The 21,063-nt window shown below is 41.2% G+C and carries 18 protein-coding genes; 9 read left to right on the plus strand and 9 right to left on the minus strand.

The features are described 5' to 3' along the window. Positions 1–50: 50 nt before the first annotated feature. Positions 51–1,370, plus strand: coding sequence for an ABC transporter substrate-binding protein (locus HWQ39_RS18895; RefSeq protein WP_292848267.1), 1,320 nt, complete (start codon positions 51–53; stop codon positions 1,368–1,370). A 33-nt stretch (positions 1,371–1,403) separates the two neighbouring features. Here the strand turns inward: HWQ39_RS18895 and HWQ39_RS18900 are convergent, their stop codons facing one another. Next, positions 1,404–2,141 (minus strand): hypothetical protein, encoded by a 738-nt coding sequence (locus tag HWQ39_RS18900; RefSeq protein WP_292848270.1) that lies wholly within the window; start codon positions 2,139–2,141, stop codon positions 1,404–1,406. A 666-nt stretch (positions 2,142–2,807) separates the two neighbouring features. Here HWQ39_RS18900 and HWQ39_RS18905 point away from each other — a divergent pair. The 4 genes from HWQ39_RS18905 to HWQ39_RS18920 all read left to right on the plus strand — a co-directional run bounded on the left by HWQ39_RS18905 (position 2,808) and on the right by HWQ39_RS18920 (position 7,984). Then, the gene (locus tag HWQ39_RS18905; protein WP_292848273.1) at positions 2,808–3,491 is read left to right on the plus strand and encodes a PEP-CTERM sorting domain-containing protein; all 684 of its coding nucleotides are present in this window, start codon (positions 2,808–2,810) and stop codon (positions 3,489–3,491) included. Between the two features lie 362 nt (positions 3,492–3,853). After that, entirely contained in the window at positions 3,854–4,915 is a 1,062-nt protein-coding gene (gene hemE, locus HWQ39_RS18910; RefSeq protein ID WP_292848276.1) for a uroporphyrinogen decarboxylase, read from the plus strand. Positions 4,916–5,075: 160 nt separating this feature from the next. Further along, positions 5,076–6,035, plus strand: coding sequence for an NAD(P)-dependent oxidoreductase (locus HWQ39_RS18915; protein WP_292848279.1), 960 nt, complete (start codon positions 5,076–5,078; stop codon positions 6,033–6,035). Between the two features lie 341 nt (positions 6,036–6,376). Continuing rightward, positions 6,377–7,984 carry a B12-binding domain-containing radical SAM protein gene (locus tag HWQ39_RS18920; RefSeq protein WP_292848282.1) on the plus strand — a complete coding sequence of 536 codons (1,608 nt, stop codon included), beginning with the start codon at positions 6,377–6,379 and terminating at the stop codon, positions 7,982–7,984. Between the two features lie 103 nt (positions 7,985–8,087). On the opposite strand, the gene HWQ39_RS18925 is transcribed toward HWQ39_RS18920, so the two are convergent. The 6 genes from HWQ39_RS18925 to HWQ39_RS18950 all read right to left on the minus strand — a co-directional run bounded on the left by HWQ39_RS18925 (position 8,088) and on the right by HWQ39_RS18950 (position 11,962). Next, entirely contained in the window at positions 8,088–8,339 is a 252-nt protein-coding gene (locus HWQ39_RS18925; RefSeq protein WP_292848285.1) for a type II toxin-antitoxin system RelE/ParE family toxin, read from the minus strand. A gap of 81 nt (positions 8,340–8,420) precedes the next feature. Beyond that, entirely contained in the window at positions 8,421–8,648 is a 228-nt protein-coding gene (locus HWQ39_RS18930) for a type II toxin-antitoxin system ParD family antitoxin (RefSeq protein ID WP_292848288.1), read from the minus strand. Between the two features lie 124 nt (positions 8,649–8,772). Next, positions 8,773–10,833, minus strand: a complete 2,061-nt coding sequence (locus HWQ39_RS18935) for a ribonuclease catalytic domain-containing protein (RefSeq protein WP_292848291.1) — start codon at positions 10,831–10,833, stop codon at positions 8,773–8,775. 112 nt (positions 10,834–10,945) lie between these two features. Beyond that, complete coding sequence (rpsR, locus tag HWQ39_RS18940) at positions 10,946–11,161, minus strand: 30S ribosomal protein S18 (RefSeq protein ID WP_012411240.1); 216 nt, start codon at positions 11,159–11,161, stop codon at positions 10,946–10,948. A 5-nt stretch (positions 11,162–11,166) separates the two neighbouring features. After that, positions 11,167–11,361, minus strand: a complete 195-nt coding sequence (rpmG, locus tag HWQ39_RS18945) for a 50S ribosomal protein L33 (protein ID WP_292848296.1) — start codon at positions 11,359–11,361, stop codon at positions 11,167–11,169. A gap of 43 nt (positions 11,362–11,404) precedes the next feature. Continuing rightward, positions 11,405–11,962 (minus strand): RDD family protein, encoded by a 558-nt coding sequence (locus tag HWQ39_RS18950; protein ID WP_292848299.1) that lies wholly within the window; start codon positions 11,960–11,962, stop codon positions 11,405–11,407. 281 nt (positions 11,963–12,243) lie between these two features. Here HWQ39_RS18950 and HWQ39_RS18955 point away from each other — a divergent pair, with 281 nt between their 5' ends. After that, positions 12,244–12,870 carry a PEP-CTERM sorting domain-containing protein gene (locus HWQ39_RS18955; RefSeq protein ID WP_292848302.1) on the plus strand — a complete coding sequence of 209 codons (627 nt, stop codon included), beginning with the start codon at positions 12,244–12,246 and terminating at the stop codon, positions 12,868–12,870. Positions 12,871–12,893: 23 nt separating this feature from the next. Then, a complete protein-coding gene (glp, locus tag HWQ39_RS18960; RefSeq protein WP_292848305.1) occupies positions 12,894–14,153 on the plus strand; it encodes a gephyrin-like molybdotransferase Glp in 1,260 nt (419 codons plus the stop codon). Positions 14,154–14,238: 85 nt separating this feature from the next. Here glp and HWQ39_RS18965 read toward each other — a convergent pair whose 3' ends face one another. Further along, the gene (locus HWQ39_RS18965) at positions 14,239–15,471 is read right to left on the minus strand and encodes a cysteine desulfurase-like protein (RefSeq protein ID WP_292848308.1); all 1,233 of its coding nucleotides are present in this window, start codon (positions 15,469–15,471) and stop codon (positions 14,239–14,241) included. Positions 15,472–15,753: 282 nt separating this feature from the next. Here HWQ39_RS18965 and HWQ39_RS18970 point away from each other — a divergent pair, with 282 nt between their 5' ends. Together HWQ39_RS18970 and HWQ39_RS18975 are read left to right on the plus strand one after the other, a co-directional pair. Further along, positions 15,754–15,975, plus strand: a complete 222-nt coding sequence (locus tag HWQ39_RS18970; protein ID WP_292848311.1) for a DUF4327 family protein — start codon at positions 15,754–15,756, stop codon at positions 15,973–15,975. Positions 15,976–16,257: 282 nt separating this feature from the next. Further along, positions 16,258–17,877: a tetratricopeptide repeat protein gene (locus tag HWQ39_RS18975; protein WP_292848314.1), complete on the plus strand. Its 1,620-nt coding sequence runs from the start codon at positions 16,258–16,260 to the stop codon at positions 17,875–17,877. A 315-nt stretch (positions 17,878–18,192) separates the two neighbouring features. Here the strand turns inward: HWQ39_RS18975 and leuS are convergent, their stop codons facing one another. Further along, positions 18,193–20,838 (minus strand): leucine--tRNA ligase, encoded by a 2,646-nt coding sequence (leuS, locus tag HWQ39_RS18980; protein WP_292848317.1) that lies wholly within the window; start codon positions 20,836–20,838, stop codon positions 18,193–18,195. Positions 20,839–21,063 lie beyond the last annotated feature (225 nt).

The following is a 21,063-nucleotide window of genomic DNA, read 5'->3' on the forward strand; positions in this document are numbered from 1 at the left end:
AAATTGAAGAATATGCTATTTTACCTAATATTTATATTTAAAGAGTTTGTATGAATAGTAATTTTTTAGCTCCCAAAATTCGAGATTTTTGGTATTCGTTGAGAAAGTTGGCTCGGCACTTTTTTATTTTAGGAATCATTCTAAGTTTGTGTCTGATATTTTTATCTAGTTGTCAGGGAATAAGACAAAAGGAAAATGGGGTAATTCATCTGACACTATGGCACGCTATTAATCCTCCTGCGAATCGAGATATCTTTCAAAAACTAGTAGATAAATTTAATCAGACTCATCCTAATATTCAGGTGCAATCTATCTTTGAGAGTGAACCTCAATTACCAAAAATATTGACCTCAGTGGTTGCCAATGTGCCACCAGATATGCTGGCATTCCATCCTGAATATACAGGTCAATTTGTGGAATTAGGGGCAATTCGACCTTTAGAAGATTGGTTAGACAAATCGCCTCTCAAATCAGATATTAGACCTAATCTACTGGAAGAAATGCAGTTAGATGGTCACATTTGGTCAGTGCCAATGCACACCAGTAATATTGGGATTTTTTATCGCCCTAAACTTTTTGAAGCTGCCGGTATCACAGAATTACCCAAGACTTGGGATGAATTGAGACAAGTTGCCAAAAAATTAACTATAGACCGCAATGGCGATCGCCGCCCCGAACAGTATGGCATGTTACTGCCTTTAGGAAAAGGAGGATGGACTGTATTTAGTTGGTTCCCGTTTTTACTTGGTGCTGAGGGAGAAATTGTAATCAATAATCGCCCCAATTTAATGAATGCGGGTGCGATCGCGGCCTTAAAATTTTGGCAAGACCTCATAAAAGATGGTTCAGTATTGCTTTCTGCCCCAGAACGAGGTTATGAAGAAGACGCTTTTATTGCAGGTCGTGTAGCGATGCAAATAACAGGCCCTTGGACTTTAATCATGAAATCTGAGGTCGATCATCAAGTATTACCCATACCAGCAAGTGTCAGACCTGCTACAGTCACAGGTACCGGAAATTTATTTGTGATGAAGACCACACCAGCCAGAGAGCAAGCAGCACTCAAATTTTTAGAGTATGTTTTGAGCGAGGAATTCCAAACCGAATGGTGTATAGGAACGGGTTTTTTGCCAGTTACCCTCACATCGGCTCAAAGCAAAGCTTATCAGCAATTTATCAATGAAAAACCAATGTTAAAAGTGTTTTTTGACCAACTACCTGTAGCACGTTCTCAACCGATTATTGCTGGATATAGCCGTATTTCTGACAGTCTTGGTCGAGCGATAGAAGCGACATTGCTAGGAGAGTCTGCTGAAAAAGCTCTCAAGATAGCACAAGAGCGTTTAGAGATGATTTGGGATGACAAATAAATCAAACTGGGTATTGGTTACTATCGATAAAAGTCACGAAGAAACTCCAGTTTTAGGGTGCAAATTTCTTTTCAATGTACACAAACCAATTGCTGGTATGGCTCCGAGAATCGCTGCTGTCAGTCCTTGTCCACTCCAATATAGTATGGGACTACGGTAGGTTTCTGGAATCAAATTTTGCACAATAAAAAGCAACCAAACCAAAATAGTAATCAACAAGAAAGAGATTGAGGGTAAAAAATTCCACCACCAAATGTCTGCTGTGTATCGCCTCAATACCAGCCATTGGCAAATTCCTAGCCAAATACCAGAAATAATATAAGCGATCGCAAATAGAAATTCCAAAATAAAAGTTTCTTCAGGAGATGATGAGACAATGGTTGAAATATAGTTAATCCAGGCTGTAGAAACGCCATTGGCAATCAGCCAACCAACGCTAGTAGCAAATAGCCACTGCCAACCCGGTAAATACCGATAAAGGACAAGGCTCTGGTCAGCAGCAAAAATTATGGCAAATATAACATTACTGAGACTTCTGACTAAAATGCTCCATGTTTGTGGTTGAGTAGCAATATTAGATGAGACACTGTGGAGAATAATTTTCTCTAAGGCGATACTGGCAACACCACCAACAACCCATCCAATGAGCGTCATTAAGGTAAACTGAATAAAGAACCTCTGTCGCAGCGATCGCGGAATCAAATACTTTCCTGGATTAGGCTCATTACTAGCAGATGCAAGATGGTCGGGACTGTTAGAGTCAGTTTGCATAAGGAGTTAGGGGAGTAGGAATGGGGATGAGGGAGATGAGGAAGACGAGGGAGTAGGGGAGGAAGAGCTATTGATTATTAACCAATTCCCAATTCCCAACCCTCAGTTCAATATTGATTCTTGTTTTACCCTATTTCTCAATCACCAGTCCCTATTCTTCACTCCCTCCTTGCCCAAGGTGAGCATATTATGTCAATAATCACAGTTTATTCTCAATAGAGCTTTTAAATAATTTCATTAAGCTATGCTTATTGCTAAAGATTTAAGGTTAGCTCATCCTAGATATCGCTTTGAGTCTTGGAAACTAAACCAAACCAGAAATGGTGATTTTTTTGGTTCTTAACCTTGGTGGTGAGCAAAAGTCATTTATATAGGTTTGTCCTCTCAGTTATAACTGCACAAGAGTCTTCACTTAATCTTTAAAGATATTTTAGTATATATACCGTATCTTTTACGAGTTATAGAAATCAAAATAGGATTACAAAGCATCAAGATCAACTTACATCTTTGAGCTTGTTTTACCCAACAATAGTCATATGTAAAGACCTAATAATCTTTGTGATTTTTTTCTAATTTGTTGGCGTAAGGAAACTAGTTTTTCATAGCTAGGTTTCAAGAAAAGTTCAGTCTTAATTATCTTTGTGTTCTTCAAGGTTTGTTACTAGAATGCTGCAAAAAATCTCTTTGGCTTTACTCGGTATGACTGCTGTAGTCATGAGCGCGAATCCAGCTAGTGCAGTAACTCTGCAAGTCAATAGTGGCCCGTTTTCTAGCTACACTGATGCCAAAACTGTCACTTTTGACGATGGCACAGCAAATGATCCTAATGGATTTGTTACTTACTCTAATATTACTAGTAACATTGTTGAAGGTAGCGTATCTGGTCAATACGCCTCACCTTATGGGGATAACACCAAGTTTCTGACGATTTCTCCAGTAGGTAGTAATGTTGCAGGCGACAGTGGTTTTGTAAATATTAAGTTCAAAGAAGCTGTTAATTACTTCGGTTTTTATGCAGGTTCATTAGACGATTATAACTTTGTTGACATTTACAAAGGTAATCAGTTGTTAAAGACCTTTAGTGGTGCAGATGTGCCAACTGCTACAGCTAATGGTAGTTGGACTAGCTCGGAAGCTAATATGTTTGTCAATCTTGTAGCTGATACAGGAGAAACATTTGACCGAGTTGTGATGCGCTCAAATGGCGTTGCCTTTGAAACAGATAACCACGCCTATAGACTAGCCAGCGTTCCTGAACCTAGTGCGATGTTAGGTGTGTTAGCAATAGGTGCTTGTGGTATGATGTCAGTCTTCAAACGCTCACAACATAAAGTAGCAGTGAAAGGATAAATTTAAATTTATCCAGATCCCTGTTGAAAAACCTTAAGGATGTGTCTCTAAGCATGGCGTAGAGGCACATTTTGTTATGCAGTTTTCCTCAAACGTTCTCTTGATGCAGAAGTGAAAGGTGTATTTCTACGTAGGACTCAAAGCAATAATTTCATGGGAGAAGGCAAAAAAACAAGAAGTTGTAGCGCTTGCTGGCATTAATACTCTAGTCAAGCCAACCGAGCGCTTATATTCCAAATAATCAAAATATTATAAAATATTACTATTATGCCCTGCTATTCGCCTTTTGCTGAAAACCTGCTGGAAAAGCGTAATCCCAGAATGATAAGCTAAACAGTGGCATAAATAGGATGAAGTAATAAATGGGTGTTTATTCAACGACTCCTCATCTCTTACGGGCTGCTCGTGGTGAAGTAGTAGATCGTCCCCCTGTATGGATGATGCGACAAGCGGGACGATATATGAAAGCATATCGAGACTTAAGAGAGAAGTATCCTTCATTTCGCGATCGCTCGGAAATTCCAGATGTAGCAATTGAAGTTTCCTTGCAACCGTGGAAAGCTTTCCAACCAGATGGAGTAATTTTATTTTCTGATATTGTCACCCCATTACCTGGTTTGGGCATTGACATGGACATCGCGGAAGGTAAAGGGCCAATCATTCATTCACCCCTCCGCACTCAAGAACAAATTGATAATTTGCATCCCTTAGAACCAGAAGCAGCTCTCCCATTCATCAAAACGATTTTGCAAGCGCTGCGTTCGGAAGTAGGTGATAAATCAACGGTGTTGGGCTTTGTGGGTGCGCCGTGGACGTTAGCAGCTTATGCGGTAGAAGGAAAAGGTTCTAAAACCTATTCCATCATCAAAAATCTGGCATTCTCAGATCCGACGATATTGCATCAATTGTTAGCTAAATTAGCAGATGCGATCGCCATCTATGCCCGTTACCAAATTGACTCTGGCGCTCAAGTTATCCAAATGTTCGATTCTTGGGCGGGTCAATTAAGCCCTCAAGATTATGATACCTTTGCTCTCCCCTATCAGCAGCGAGTTTTCCAGCAGGTTAAGCAAACCCACCCTGATACACCTTTGATTTTGCTAGTTAGCGGTAGTGCGGGTGTGTTGGAAAGAATGGCACAATCTGGCGCTGATATTGTCAGTGTAGACTGGGCTGTAGATATGGCAGACGCACGAGCCAGATTGGGTAAGCAAGTCAAAGTTCAAGGAAATCTTGACCCAGGGGTGTTATTCGGCTCTAAACAGTTTATCCGCGATCGCATCCTTGATACCGTTCGCAAAGCTGGTAATTGGGGTCATATTCTCAATCTCGGTCACGGTGTCCTCCCAGAAACTCCCGAAGAAAATGTTGCTTTTTTCTTTGAAACCGCAAAGGAACTTAACCTTGCAGGAGTTAAGGGTTAGGAGTTAGGAGTTATCAGTTAGGAGTTATCAGTTGCGAAGTGCAAAGTTATTTTTAACTCCTCACTTCTCACTCCTAACTTAATTTTTAACTCCTGATTCGGAACTTTTAACTTGATTCTTAACTCTTTAGTTTTAACTTCTAAATTTTGATAAATTTTTTATGAGCCAGAAACGGATTTTAGTGACTGGTGCAAGTGGTTGTGTAGGTCATTATTTAACAGAAGCCTTAATTAAGGAAACAGATCACGAACTGTATCTACTAGTTAGGAACCCAAGCAAACTGCAAGTTGATACTAATGCACGTTCGGGTATCAACGTTTTGCAAGGTGATATGCAAAATATTCGCCAGTTTGCCGATTTGCTATACACAATTGATACGGCGGTACTCACAGCCACAGCTTGGGGTGGTGATGAGACATTTGATATTAATGTCGTCAAGACTATAGAGTTGCTCGAACTGCTAGATCCAGAACGTTGCCAGCAGGTGATTTATTTTTCGACAGCCAGCGTTTTGGATCGCTACAATCAACCATTGAAAGAAGCCGGGGAAATTGGGACAGATTACATCCGTTCCAAATATGAGTGCTTAGAGAAAAAAGAAAAATTAGCGATCGCACCCAAAATTACCACAGTATTTCCGACTTTAGTTTTGGGTGGTGATGCCAATAAACCTGATTCTGCTGTCACCTCTGGCATTCCAGAAGTGACGAAATATATCAATTTGATTCGCTTTTTGGAAGCAGATGGCAGTTTTCACTTTATCCACGGACAAGATATTGCCACTGTCGTGCAATATTTAATCGATCATCCTCCCGAAAACGATCAACCACGTTGGCTTGTTTTAGGTCAAGCACCGTTAACAGCTAATCAAGCAATAGAAGAACTTTGCGCGTATTTGGGCAAAAAGATTTACTTTCGTATTCCCATATCTTTAGCCTTGGCTAATTTAATTATTGTTCTGTTCCGCATTCAGATGGCCGCTTGGGATCGGTTTTGCATGAACTATCGGCATTTTACTTATGAAAAATTCATCAATCCCGATAGTTTTGGCTTGCAAAATTACTGTGCAACCATGAGTGATGTTTTAAAAATTAGTGGTATAGAACGAGCTAAAAATTAGATGTAATCTGTAGCTTTTGACAGTATTTGTCAAATATCAGCAGATAAATAACATATTCAATGCAGGATCTACCGCTCAAACTTTGCGTCCCTCTGCGCTTCACTTTGCGTTCCTCTGCGTTTAAAAAAGCTACAAACTTACTTGTACAAAACTGTACTTAGTAAAGGAAATTAAGAATTAGGTATAGAGAAAAATGAAAAATTACTTCTTTCCCCTCTGCTCCTTGCTCCCCATTTAGGTAAAAACATCAGTGGTAAAATAAAACAACTTTAATAAAAAGTCAATAACTCTTTATTTTCGTTAGAGTGGGATAACAATCAAAGTGTGAGGATTGATACTACATGCGAATCCTGTTAGTGTATCCGATATTTCCCAAAACCTTTTGGTCTTATGAAAAAATCTTGGAGTTAGTCGATCGCAAGGTTTTACTACCACCTCTAGGTTTAGTAACAGTAGCCGCGATTCTGCCCCAAGAATGGGAATTCAAGCTAGTCGATCGCAACATCCGCCCAGCAACAGAAGCAGAGTGGGCATGGGCAGATGTAGTAATCCTCTCTGCGATGATTGTCCAGAAGCAAGATTTACTTGAGCAAATCCAGGAAGCAAAAAAACGTGGCAAGCTAGTTGCAGTTGGCGGCCCCTACCCCACTTCTGTACCTCACGAAGTTGAAAATGTTGGCGCAGATTTTCTAATTCTGGATGAAGGGGAAATTACGCTGCCTATGTTTATTGAGGCAATTCAACGGGGTGAAACTTCTGGGACTTTCCGCGCCACAGAAAAACCTGATGTCACAAGCACACCAATACCCCGCTTTGATTTATTGCAATTGAATGCCTATGACATGATGTCGGTACAGTTTTCGCGCGGGTGTCCCTTCCAGTGCGAATTTTGCGACATTATTGTTCTCTACGGGCGCAAACCACGCACCAAAGCCCCAGCGCAACTGTTAGCAGAGTTAGATTATCTCTATGAACTCGGTTGGCGGCGGGGTGTGTTCATGGTGGATGACAACTTTATTGGCAACAAACGAAATGTGAAATTGTTGCTGAAAGAGTTAAAAGTCTGGATGGCAGAACATAAGTATCCCTTCCGATTTGACACGGAAGCATCAGTTGACTTGGCACAAGATGCAGAAATGTTGGAATTGATGGTTGAGTGCGGTTTCTCGGCGGTGTTTTTGGGAATCGAAACGCCGGATGAAGATAGTTTGCAAATGACCAAGAAATTTCAAAATACTCGCAGTTCTCTAACTGAGGCAGTGCAAACCATTACCAAAGCGGGATTGCGCCCAATGGCTGGGTTTATTATCGGCTTTGATGGCGAAAAAGCAGGGGCAGGCGATCGCATTGTCCGCTTTGCTGAACAAGCAGCAATTCCCTCTACTACCTTTGCCATGTTGCAAGCGTTACCCAATACCGCTCTTTGGCATCGCCTGAAAAAGGAAGGAAGACTACGGGAAAACCAAAATGCCAATATTGCCAACATCAATCAAACAACATTGATGAACTTCGTCCCCACTCGTCCTCTAGAAGAACTTGCACGAGAATATATTGAGGCATTTTGTACTTTATACGACCCAGTACAATACTTGGATCGTACCTACCGCTGCTTCTTGATGATGGGTTTGCCAAGTTGGAAAGCACCAGCGAAAATGCCAGAGTGGATTGTCGTGAAAGCCTTGCTGATTGTGATTTGGCGACAAGGGATCAAACGGGAAACCCGTTGGAAATTCTGGCATCATTTGTTCAGCATTCTCAAGCGTAACCCTGGAGTTATTGAACATTACATCTCTGCTTGCGCCCACAACGAGCATTTTCTAGAGTATCGCCAAATAGTCCGCGATCAAATTGAAAGCCAGCTAGCAGAATATTTAGCACAAGGTGCAGAAACGCCTTATGTGCTAGTGAAGGAAAAAACTGAGGAAAAAGCTGAAGCAGTAGTTAGTTAAGACTGGTAATGGGTAATAGTAAATAAATTACTTATTACCCGTTCTCAATTAAAAACTTGTATCTACATGTATGAGCTATTTGGCTTTTTCAATCCCAGTTATTTTAAAAATTAACTCTGCCGCTTGACTCATTAGCGAAGTAAAATATTAAGTAATCTTCTACTAGGAAACTCCGTAGACCACTGGCAAAATTATCGGAACTTTGCCCCATATTAGGAAAATCAGCCAACAGTTTATACTGCTGTTTGATTTTTTCGTTGAGTCTTCGATCTGCATCAAGATTGTAGGGAATAATATAGCGATTAATCTCTGTGAGGTCTTGCTTGGCTGGAATTGTTAAAACGTACCAACTCATTATTTAGCAGCCTCAGCTTGTTGCATTTGAGCTTGGGCGCGTCGAATGTCTTCCTCTATTTCTGCAAATACCTCTTAACCATCAATTCCCTTGCCACGTTCGAGTTCTTCGATACCAACCAACTTGGATTTTAGCTTTCAATTCTGCTAAACGTTTTTCTTGAAGGCGTTGGCGTAGCCCACCGCAGGCATCGCGTTCATCTAGCAATCTCAATGCTTCACCCATCACCTCACTTACTGAGTGATATCGACCACTATCAACTTTATCCTTAACCAACTGCTCCAGTTCTGGGGTCAAAGATATATTCACAATTATTCCTTCATTCCGTTTACTCTATATAGTAACCGAAAGGGATTGGAGCAAGGCTAAAATAATTCGTAATTGATAATACTAGGCGATTATTACTAATGACAAATGACAAATGACAAATTAGTTAATTCGCCGCTGTTTGGGCTTCTTGATAAATTATTTCTTGAAACTGGATCATATCTTTTTGTGGATCGGCGTGGCTAACTTTCACCACTATCTGTTCGCCCAAGTTCACAGAACGTTTGAAAACCATTGGTAACTGCAAGCCTAAATCTTCTAACAAAATTAGGGCTAAGTTGCTGTCTTCTCGCAGCCACATCAACACTGTCACATCCCAAGTTTCTTCTGGATGACGGCGTAAATACTCTAATGCATAATATCTATTAGTTTGTCGTTCCACCATTGTCACCTCTTGGGTGATACTGCTGACAGTCATCATCACTTCTTTAAGTTGATCTGCGGAAAATGGCAGAACCTCACCCCGCAAATGGGCTTTAATTTGAAAGTGGGTGAGTAAGTCACTGTAGCGGCGGATGGGAGAAGTTGCTTGAGTGTAAGTATCCAAACCCAAACCAGCATGACGCAAAGGCGTGATGCTCATTTCACTCTTGGGCATACAACGACGCATGGCGCAAGCGCGAACGAATCCGGCTGGAAGTAGCAGCAATTCCTCATCTGGAGGTAATTCTGGTTGCGGTTGACCGCGAAAGGGTAAAGGGATATTATGAGTTTTACCATAACGAGCCGCAACTTCACCGGCAACAATCATCATTTCTGCTACCAGTTGCCGCGATGGGGAATCGTCCAAAATCTCAATGTGGATCTCTTCACCTTTGACTTTGATCGTCGCTTCGGGCATGGTGATGCTAATTGCCCCTTGGGCGTAACGCCAAGCTCTGCGCCGCTGTGCCCAAATAGCGATCGCCGCAATTTCTGGTTCTGCTTGTACCCGTAATTGCAGCATTTCATCGACATCTTCGTAGGTGAGGCGATAAGTCGGCTTAATCAAGCTGGTATGAATGCTGTAATCTTCTACTCCCCCAGTTGTACCTAAAATAATCCCGAAACTTAGGGCGCAACAAACCCGTCCCTGAATCAGACTCATTGGCCCAGTTGCCAATACTTCGGGAAACATGGGAATCATCCCTGTCGGTAAATAGACTGTAGTACCGCGCTTTCTGGCTTCTAAATCTAATTCATCTTCCGGCACTAACCATCTAGTGGGATCGGCGATATGCACCCAGAGGCGTTCCCGTCCATCGGGTAATACTTCCCAACTCAGACCATCATCAATCTCTGTGGTCGTTTCATCATCAATGGTGTACACCTTCAGGTGAGTCAGATCAAGGCGGTTTGTATCTGAGTCAATCGGCGGGAAATCCAAACGCTGTTGCGCCACTTCTAATACCTTATGAGGAAATTGAATCGGAATTGAAGAACGACGCAGGAACAAGTTTTCATAAGGACTCCAGTAACCCAAATCTACCAATAATTGAAAGGCCCCTTGGGGCGTTGTGGGTCGTCCCAGCATGGTCATTGTTTCTAATACGGCAGCGCTGGGCGGATAAGCGCGAGCCAAGGAGTCATAATTAACCCCTGTCCGCACGGTATCAGCGATTAGCGCTGCGTATTTCTCTAGTCCTTCTAAGCGCTGGCGATCGTGGCGCCCCCACTCTACGGCTTCACCTTTGAGCGCCTGCTCTACACGAACTAAAAATTCCTGCTGTCCTTTAGCTTTTAGTGCCTCTACTTCTACTTGGTGCTGGCGTTCTGCCACTTGAGGAGCAGTTCGTGGCTCGTAAGCGTCTCCTTTTTGCTTGAAATAGAGTTTATCGTCTGATAACAAGCAATAGGCGGCATAACAAAGAGGCGCAGCTGATTCGGAAAATAGCAGATTCGCCATTTGGTCGGGGGTAACAGTTTCCCCATCTTCAACCAGTAATTCCCAAGCTACTTCTAAGCTAGATGGGTCTAAATAAGGCTTGACCTGCTCCAAAAAGCTGGCAATCTCAGAGGTCTTGTAAGTCTGTCCGGTAACTGTATAGGTTATTTGTCTAGGCGCGAGGCTGTGGGATTGACCACGTTCGTCTACCACAAACCAGCGGGTTTTACCGTCTGGACGTTCTACGATGCCCAGACGGCGATCGCCTTGAACCCTAAATTCAACTAGCGTCCCCTTCTCCACAACTCTCGCACTTTAATTTGGTGAACAGTTTAAATAGTTTTAAGTTAGGAGTTAGGAGTTAGGAGTTTTGATTCTTAACTCATCACTCATCACTCATAACTCATCACTCTTTTTAGCCTTCCGCATTGATAAATGGCAACAAAGCCACAATCCGCGATCGCTTAATTGCTAATGTCAACTCTCGCTGTTGCTGAGATGTCAGCCCTGTAATCCGACGTGGCAGTATCTTACCCCGCTCGGTGACAAACTTACGCAATAAATCAACATCTTTATAATCGATTGGTTCTCCTGGCTTGATCGGAGAAAGGCGACGACGGAAATAACTCATCTTTTTTACTTAATTTCCTTGTAAACGGTATGTTTGTTGCAGTGGGTACAGAACTTTTTCAGTTCTAGCCTGTTGGTGGTGTTGCGGCGATTCTTGGTACTGGTATAACGTGAAACACCAGCAGAACGCTTATCTGAATTTGTCCGGCACTCAGTACACTCTAGTGTGATGATAATGCGGGCACCTTTACTCTTAGCCATAATCTTACAAACAGTGAAGCCTGAAGAGAATTAACACAAATGACTATCTTCTCACATTCCGCCGCATATTATCAACTAATCTTTTGATTTTTATATCGAGCGAGTAGCCACGGCGCGACGAGACGATGAAAGTTCCGCAATAGCGATCGTGCAAAGCCTGCCGCATCTGGGTATCAGAGAAAGCAGTGCCACAATCGATCGCTAGGGGAAATACTAGCAGTATAGCAGTGGGATTGGCTCTAATATTGCTCAGGGCAATTGACACTAATAAAGCACCCAAGCCAATAATGGTCTCTCGCTTCACCAGTGAGAGCAAATCTGGAATTCTACCCATGATTTGCCCATCTTCGACTTCCAACACTTTTAAATCGAAAGCCCAACGCCCTAAACTTTGCCCTTGATTGTTGTATGGCACCAGCACCCGCGAAACTAGCCAAAGTATGACAAAAACTAAGATTTCCACAAATTGAATCCCGATATCGCCGCCTCCCAGCAGGGAACTGACTAACCAGACACCAAGGAAATCAAGTCCTAATGCCATACCTCGCCGCCCAATTTCAGCCTTGGGATAGTGTTTTTGGGGAAGTCGTTCGATAGTCATACAAAATAGGTATTTTTATTTAGGGGTTGGAGAATAATAATTACTCCTATTTTTTATATTAAGATGATGACTTGGGTTTGGCGTTTAAACTGTTATCCATAAAATTTCCATCATTACTGTGGTTAAAACTTTGGCGTGAGCGCTACTTCTCTAGGAGAGGCTGCGCCAACAATAAGGCTTAGTACAAGTCGGTCGAATGCTATCCACCCCACAAGAGTCTGTTTTGAGGAAATCTTGTATTTTTGTAGAAACTTAATTTTAACTAGTTTGGAAGTTGTATCATGATGCATCTGTTTACAAAAACAGCTATTAGTCTAGTGACGACTACTGCTTTAGGGTTAGCGATCGCTATAAACACGAACAACCTAGCTCATGCTGCTGAGTTCAACTTTAACTGGAAAGGAGACACTGGTTATTTAGCGAAAGGTTCATTTAACTACGATACAACAACTGCTCCCAGTGTCATTTCTGAAACTGGTTTGGGAGCTACGAAAAACTTGCAATCTCTCTCAATTTCCTTCTTTGATCCTTTGAGTAATCTGATAAATAGTTTCACTCCAGTGCTTAATGGGATATCTAACTACAGCTATTTGAGATTCAACTTTGATAGCACTAAAGAGCAAATCTTTGGCCCATTTGATGTTGGCAAGGATGATGAGTTTCCTGGCGACACATGGCTTAATAATAATCTTGCACTTATAGATGAAGGTTTTAGCAATCAGGTTCTAGCTAAAGAATTTCATTTGAACAATAGAGATGCAGCACGCACAGAGCAAATACTAGATTTAAGTAACAATTCAGTTCAGGTATCCAAAGTCCCTGAAGGAAGCATAATTATCGGTTTACTAGCAGTGTGTAGCTTGGGACTTACCGCTTATAGAAATCTAGACAAAGCTACCCAAGAATAAAAGAAAAATTGGAGGCGATCGCTATGTTATCAGTCAGCGATGCAGAAGCAATTATTTTAAATTTGGTACAACCGTTGGATCGTCAGCGAGATACAGAATTTGTCGATTTATTCACAGCCGATAGTCGCATTTTGGCAACACCTGTCACCAGTCCGCTAGATTTTCCCCATTGGGATAATTCGGCGATGGATGGCTATGCAGTTCGCTACGAAGATGTACAGCACTCTAGCACTGAAGAACCAGCCATTTTAGAAATTGTTGAAGATATTCCGGCCGGGTATCAGCCTCAGTCTACGATTCAACCAGGGCAAGCTGCGCGGATTTTTACTGGTGCGGTGATCCCAGCAGGTGCGGATACTGTAGTGATGCAAGAAAAGACACGCCGCGAGGAAAACCGCGTATTTATCCTAGATACGCCAAAACCGCAAGGATTTGTCAGACACAAAGCATCTTTTTATCAAGCTGGAACACAATTGTTACCAGCAGGAATTAAGTTAAATGCCTCAGAAATTGCCGTATTGGCAGCAGCACAGTGTCCACAATTAAATGTTTACCGCCGTCCACGGATAGCAATTTTATCCACTGGTGATGAGTTGGCGACAGTCGATCAACCCTTACAACCAGGGCAAATTGTGGATTCTAATCAGTATGCGATCGCAGCTTTAGTAAGAGAAAGTGGCGCAAAACCCTTAATTTTAGGCATTGTGAAAGATGATCCAGTTGCTCTGGAGAAAGTTATTAGCCACGCTGTTGCGATCGCTGATATAGTCATCTCCTCTGGTGGTGTTTCAGTGGGAGATTATGACTATGTTGACAAAATTCTCGAATCGCTAGGAGCAAAAATTCACATTCGGACTGTAGAAATGAGACCAGGAAAACCCCTCACTGTTGCTACTTTCCCCAGTAGAGACGCGATTAATCGCGTCTCTACAAACTCCCCGCTTTATTTTGGTTTACCAGGGAATCCTGCGGCTGTATTGGTGACATTTTGGCGGTTTGTGCTACCAGCAATCAAGAAACTTTCGGGAATTACTGAAGGTTGGGAATCAGTATATTTGAAAGTGCGATCGCATGATGAATTGCGATCGGATGGCAAGCGTGAAACTTACCTTTGGGGTAAATTGCATTTAATTAATGGAGTTTATGAATTTCACAAAGCTGGTGGTAGTCACAGTTCTGGCAATTTAATTAATTTAGCTCAAACCAATGCTTTAGCTGTTCTACCTGTGGGTAAAACATTAATTTCGCCACAAGAAGAAGTGCAAGTTTTGCAGCTTGGATAATGGGGACTGGGGAAGAAGCAAGGGAGCAAGGGAGAAAAGTTTTCCCCTCTGCCTCTTTTCAATGCCTAATGCCCAATGCCCAATCCTAAAATATCTGCTCAAAAGCTTCAATCAAACTGTTAACTTCCTCAATGGTGTTGTAATGTACCATACTCACCCGGACTATTCCACCTTGCGATGCTAACCCCAGGTATTCAATGAGCCGTTTAGCATAAAAGTCACCGTAGCGAATTCCTATATAGTGTTGGTCAATTTTTGCCGGAATGGTTGAGCTATTGATTCCATCTACCACAAAAGATATAGTTGGCACACGGGTTTGACGGTCAGCCTTTGATTGACCAATTACTCGCACATTAGGCTTGCTGTTGAGATAATTTAGGAGGCGATCGCTAATCTTTTCTTCATGTATGCTAATTAAATCAAATGCTTGCACCATTTGATTTCTCAAATCTGGTGCTGTTTCATTCCCATAGTGTAATTGTGCTAACTCACTTAAATAATCACATAAACCTAACATTCCATAACTTAATTCAAAATTGACATTTCCTAACTGAAATTTATAAGGTATATCTGTCTGCTCAATAAAATAATGGTTAAGACCAGGCAATCTTAATAAATGTTCTTCCTTACCATAAAGTAAGGCATGATGTGGCCCATAGACTTTATAACAACTCAAAGTATAAAAATCAACATCTAAATCTTGGACATCAACTAATCTGTGGGGTGCATAAGCTACACCATCTACACAAATCATGGCATTGCGATCGTGTACAAATGCAGCAATTTCTTTGATCGGGTTGATGGTTCCCAGAACATTAGAAGCATGAGTCAAGGATACCAATTTGGTGCTACGACTCATCAATGGTTCTAAATCTGCTAAATGAAGTTCCAAAGTATCTGGACGAACTTGCCACACTTTAACCTTAATTCCTTGTTTTTCAAGAGCGACCCAAGCACCAATATTGGACTCATGGTCACAATTCGTCACAATCACCTCATCGCCAGGTGTAAAGGTTTGACCCAGACAAATTGAGAGAATTTTCAACATCATTGTAGTAGATGGGCCCATGACCACTTCTTTAGAAGAATTGGCATTAATGAAAGTAGCCATTCCCCTAGTTGCTTGAGCCAATCGTTCTCCTGCAAGTTCAGAAACCCCATAAGAAGCTCCCAACTGAACATCAGAACTCAAGAGAAATTCGCTAATTCTATCTACTACCTTTTTCAGGGTTTGTGACCCGCCAGCATTATCAAAAAAAGTCCATTCACCAGCTAAAGCGGGAAAATATTGACGAACTTTATCAAGATTTAGGAGCATGGTATAAGTAATCCAGAGAATGTTCTTTACCCTAGCTTACTTTTGGCAAGTCGCCCAGAGAGCATCTACATCCCCTTTTGGAGTTTACAGCTTGTTACTCTGTAATCATCTATCTAGGGGAGTATACAAAGAGTATCTTACTGACACACCTACATTTCCAACAAGGGTTAATGTCTTGATTCTTCACAATTCTCGCCAATTTTATTTGATAAGTTTAAGGGAGAGTCAAAGCAAGTATTGTTTTGACTCTTAATTCCTTGATTGAAAACAAAGGAACAACCTATGAACACTACTGTTAAATACGACATTGAGGTTATCAAGGAAGAAGCAGTTAAACTGGTTAAAAAGGGACTTCTTAACCGTCAACACCCAATTTATACCATCTGTAAATATATTCCTCATCGTGACTGGGTGAATTTTGAACTTGAGTTAGAAAAAAACGAATTTTTACTCAGAGATAGAATTATCGACCTACTGAATCACGAATTGTGGGAAGATCATTGAAGCTGAATCTATTAGCAGCATTCCAATAAATCAAAATTACAAATTAGTTTTTCAGGATTAAAAACCCTCGAACTAAATCGGGGGTTATCAATAAAAAAGTCTGAGAATCAGCAATAAATCTTAATGGAAATTCAAATGGTAATTGTGATATATTAACTTAAATTAAGAATAATTGCAAAATAGTCAACAATTTTTGTGAATATCGCCCAAGCTAATTAAAAGGTTTACGCCGAATAGATATTTTAATAGAATAATCTCATTAAAAGATTCGCAGAAACATCAATGGACTGGATTACACTACTGCGATCGCTACAGTCTGATTTTATTAAAAGGTTAGCATCTGGTTGTCTGCTTCATTGTGAAACAGAAGGTCAATATAGTGAATTAACTATAATCTCTGGAGAAAGGTTAAAGGCACTACGGGAATTTTGCTGGCAGATGGCTGAAAAATATAAGCGTGTTTTACCAGTCCGCGATGTTTTTATTAGCTATCTCAAAGGGAAGTTAGGTGAGGAAGTTGTCAAAGAACGTTTAGCTGATTTTATTACCGAAGTCGATTATGAAAAGCGATTCGGCGGCGATGGCAATATAGATTTTACCTTGACTTCTGACCCATCTATTGGTATTGAGGTTAAATCTCGTCACGGTCGAATTGACAGAGTAAGATGGTCAATTAGTTCTGAAGAAGTTGAGAAAAATGCAGTTGTAGTTTGCATTTTGATTCAAGAGGATGTGAGTGAAGCACAATCTGAATATCACCTTTTTTTAGCGGGCTTTCTCCCGACCCGAATGATTAAGTTGAAAACTGGTAAAATTTCTTTTGGGATAGAACAATTACTATATGGTGGTGGTTTATGGTGCTATCTAGAACAATTACAATCTTCTATAAATAATTCTTCTAGACAACAACTACCAATTTATAAATATCTCCCGAAACAGGAAGTTTTATCTAAACCAACGATGAATCAGGTGGTCAAACCTTATTTGAAACCTGAATATAGTGGTGAAGATTTAAATCTAGTTTACGTAAAACTAGGTGATGAGTATTTTGAAAAAGGAGAATATACCAATGCAATTACCAACTATAATCAAGCTTTACAAGTTAATCATAGTGATATTAATATATATTATAAACGAGGTTTAGCTCACTATCAAATAGGAGATTATGAAACTGCGATCGCAGATTATTCTCAAGCAATTCAGATGAATCTTCATGATGCTAAATCTTATAATAAACGAGGTTTAGCATTTTATCAAATGGGGCGATTAGAAGAAGCAATTAATGATTATACCCAAGCAATCAGAATTAATCCTAATGTTGCCGTAGCCTATAAAAATCGGGCTGAAGCTCGTTCTCATGCAGGAGATAATCAAGGAGCAATTGAGGATTATACCCAGGCTATTAAAATTAACCCCGATTATGCTAATGCTTATAAAAACCGTGGAATTGCTCGTTATTTATTAGGCTCTCAACCGGGATTTCCCCAAGCAATCAAGATTAATCCTCAAGATGCCATAGCTTATAAAAAACGTGGTAATGCTCGATCTGACTTAGGAGATTTTGAGGGAGCAATTGAAGATTATACTCGAGCAATACAGATTAATTCTAATTATGCCGATGCTTATTACAACCGTGGTACTGCTCATTCAGATTTAGGAGATTTTGAGCAAGCAATTGAAGATTATACTCAGGCAATACAGATTAATTCCAACTATGCTGATGCCTATTATAATCGAGGAAATATTCGTTTAGAAATCGCAGATCAACAGGGAGCAATCGAAGATTTTCAAAAAGCGGCAGATATCTATCGTCAAGAAGGTAAGCTAGAAGCACTCAAAGATACACGAGAAAAAATATTAGATTTAGAAATAGAAGAATCATTAGATATTTTAAACTTCTAAACGATAGCCTAAGTGTCACATATCTATTACTTACCTCGGCAATTAGAAATTACGGCTACACAGACAAAACCTGTAAAGACCAGGTTAAAAACCCTTAATTTTGTATTAGTCCACGGAGTAGACTTTGTTTGTATTTGTATAGCCGCGATTTCTAATCGCCAGGTTATTTATCAAGGCGAGATGCTCCCATTCCTCCCTTGTTCTTAGCAAAATACACGATTACCTATGAGATTGCCTGAAACAAGGGGCTTAAGCCCCTTGTTTCACCAAGTCTGATTTTGTACAGTTTCACAAATAATTTTGACAAACATCCTCTTAGCTGACTACAAAATTCACCAACTTGCCAGGCACCACAATAACCTTTTTAATCTCTTTACCTTCGATGTAACGTTGGGCAATTTCTGATTCACGGGCGTATTTCTCCAACGCGGCTTTATCTGCTTGTGCTGGTACTTGAATCGAGCCGCGAGTTTTACCCATAACTTGAATCACCAAAGTGATTTCATCAGCTACCAAAGCATCAGGGTCAAATGATGGCCAAGTCTGAGTATGAACTGAATTACTTTCACCCAATAAATGCCACAATTCATCAGCAATATGTGGTGCAAATGGTGCTAGTAAAACCACCAAAGTCTGAATACCTTCTGCGTAAATTGGTGAATTTTTACCATCAGCATCAGTTAGGGCGTTACTTAATTTCATCAATTCGGAAATAGCTGTATTGAATTGATATTCGTCTTCCACGTCTTCCGTCACCGCTTGAATCGCCGTGTGAATCGCCCGCCGCAATTCTTTTTCTGCTTTAGTTAAATCAGATTGGGCTTTTTTACGAGATACCCCAGCCGCAATATAATCCGTCACCAAACGCCAAACCCGATTTAAAAAGCGGAATTGTCCTTCCACATCGGCTTCATCCCATTCCAAATCTTTTTCTGGCGGCGCTTTGAACAAGATGAACATCCGAGCTGTGTCTACACCGTATTTGGCAATTACATCTTCTGGTGCTACACCATTGCCCTTTGATTTAGACATAGTGGCATAGAGACGTTGCAACGGTTCACCTGTCTGGGGGTCGCGCGGGTCGGCTGAATTTACCAAATTAGAAGGAATCCATTTATCTTTGCCGCCCTTGTTGGGATTTAGGTAAGTTAAACCCTGTACCATCCCTTGAGTTAACAGGCGTTGGAAGGGTTCGTCAAAGTTCAGTAACCCTCTGTCCCGCAGAACCTTAGTAAAGAACCGCGAATACAACAAATGTAAAATCGCGTGTTCAATCCCACCTACGTACTGATCAACTGGCATCCAGTCATTAATTTTACTAGAATCAAAAACCTGTTGTTCATTTTTAGCATCAGGAAACCGCAAGTAATACCACGAGGAATCAATAAAAGTATCCATTGTGTCAGTTTCCCGCTTCGCTGGAGTGCCACAAGTTGGACAAGGTACATTTACCCAACTCTCTAACTGAGTCAAAGGTGAACCGGCACGTCCAGTAAATTCCACCTCTTCCGGCAACTGTACGGGTAAATCTTTATCGGGAACTGGTACTATCCCACAGTTGGGACAATGAATTACAGGTATCGGTGCGCCCCAGTAACGCTGCCGCGAAATCAACCAATCCCGCAAGCGATATTGCACCCGCACTTTCCCAAAACCTTGTTGTTGGGCGTATTCAATTATTGCTTGTTTCGCATCTGTGGAAGTCATACCAGTAAAAGCCCCAGAATTAATTAAAATTCCTGGTTCAGTGTATGCCTGGTTATATTCAATTTGGATGAGTTGTGTGACTTCATCAACCTCTGATGTGGGAGTTAAGTCAAAACCTGCAACATCATCTGGGGAAACGATGACAAAATCAATTGGCAAATTGTAATTTTTGGCAAACTTAAAATCCCGGACATCGTGTGCTGGTACACCCATCACTGCTCCAGTACCATACTCATACAGTACATAGTCAGCAATCCAAATCGGCACTTCTTCCCCTGTGAATGGGTTAATTGCCTTACCACCTGTGGGGATACCCCGCTTCGGTTTGTCTTCAGCGGTACGTTCCAACTCACTTTGATGGGAAACCTCTTTAATAAAGGCTTCTACCGATGTTTGTTGTTCTTTTGTCGTGACGCGCTTGGTTAAGGGATGTTCTGGTGCCAACACCAGGTAGCTGACACCATAAACGGTATCTGGACGTGTGGTGTACACGGCGATTTTTTCATCTATCCCAATGATAGGGAATTCTAAGTAAGCGCCTGTAGATTTGCCAATCCAGTTTGCCTGCATCGACTTGACGCGTTCCGGCCAACCTGTCAATTTATGCAAGTCATTGAGCAATTCTTCGGCGTAGTCGGTAATCTTAAAAAACCACTGACGTAATAATTTGCGTTCAACTATTGCCCCACTACGCCAAGAACGTCCTTCGTTATCAACTTGCTCGTTTGCCAATACAGTTTGGTCAATGGGGTCCCAGTTTACCGCTGCTTCTTTTTGGTAAGCTAACCCCGCTTGTAAAAACTGCAAGAAAATCCATTGTGTCCACTTGTAATAATCTGGTGAACAGGTAGCAAGTTCGCATTCCCAATCAATGGATAAACCAAGACGCTGCAATTGCTGCCGCATCTGAGCCATGTTCTGATAAGTCCACTTTGCTGGTGGTACACCACGGTCAATGGCGGCGTTTTCTGCTGGCAAGCCAAAGGCATCCCAACCCATTGGGTGTATTACCCGATACCCTTGCATTCGTTTGAGGCGGGCAATCACATCGGTAATCGTATAATTACGGACGTGACCCATGTGTAGGCTGCCCGATGGATAAGGGAACATGGAAAGAGCGTAGAATTTTGGCTTGTTGCTAGCTGTCGGTGTTTTATCTAAGCCAAGTTCCACCCATGTTTTTTGCCATTTTTCCTCAATTGCTACTGGGTTGTATCGGGAATCAACAGAATCACGTATTTCCAATGGTTTCATGCCTGTTACACTTTACTTCTATTAATTTTCTAGTATTTGATCCTTACTAGTACGTTTGAACCACTATGTTGAGGGAATTATTTGTCTAGTAATTTTCTAATTTAATTTACAAAATTAATTTACCCCTCTATTTCTATCTATCTTATATCGCTAAAGTTCTTAGACTAATAGTCCAACAACTTTAGGTATATGGAATATAGAAAAGTCCCTAAGCTTAGGATACTG

This window comes from Nostoc sp. NMS8, assembly GCF_017115045.1.
In the GTDB taxonomy this organism is placed as follows: domain Bacteria; phylum Cyanobacteriota; class Cyanobacteriia; order Cyanobacteriales; family Nostocaceae; genus Nostoc.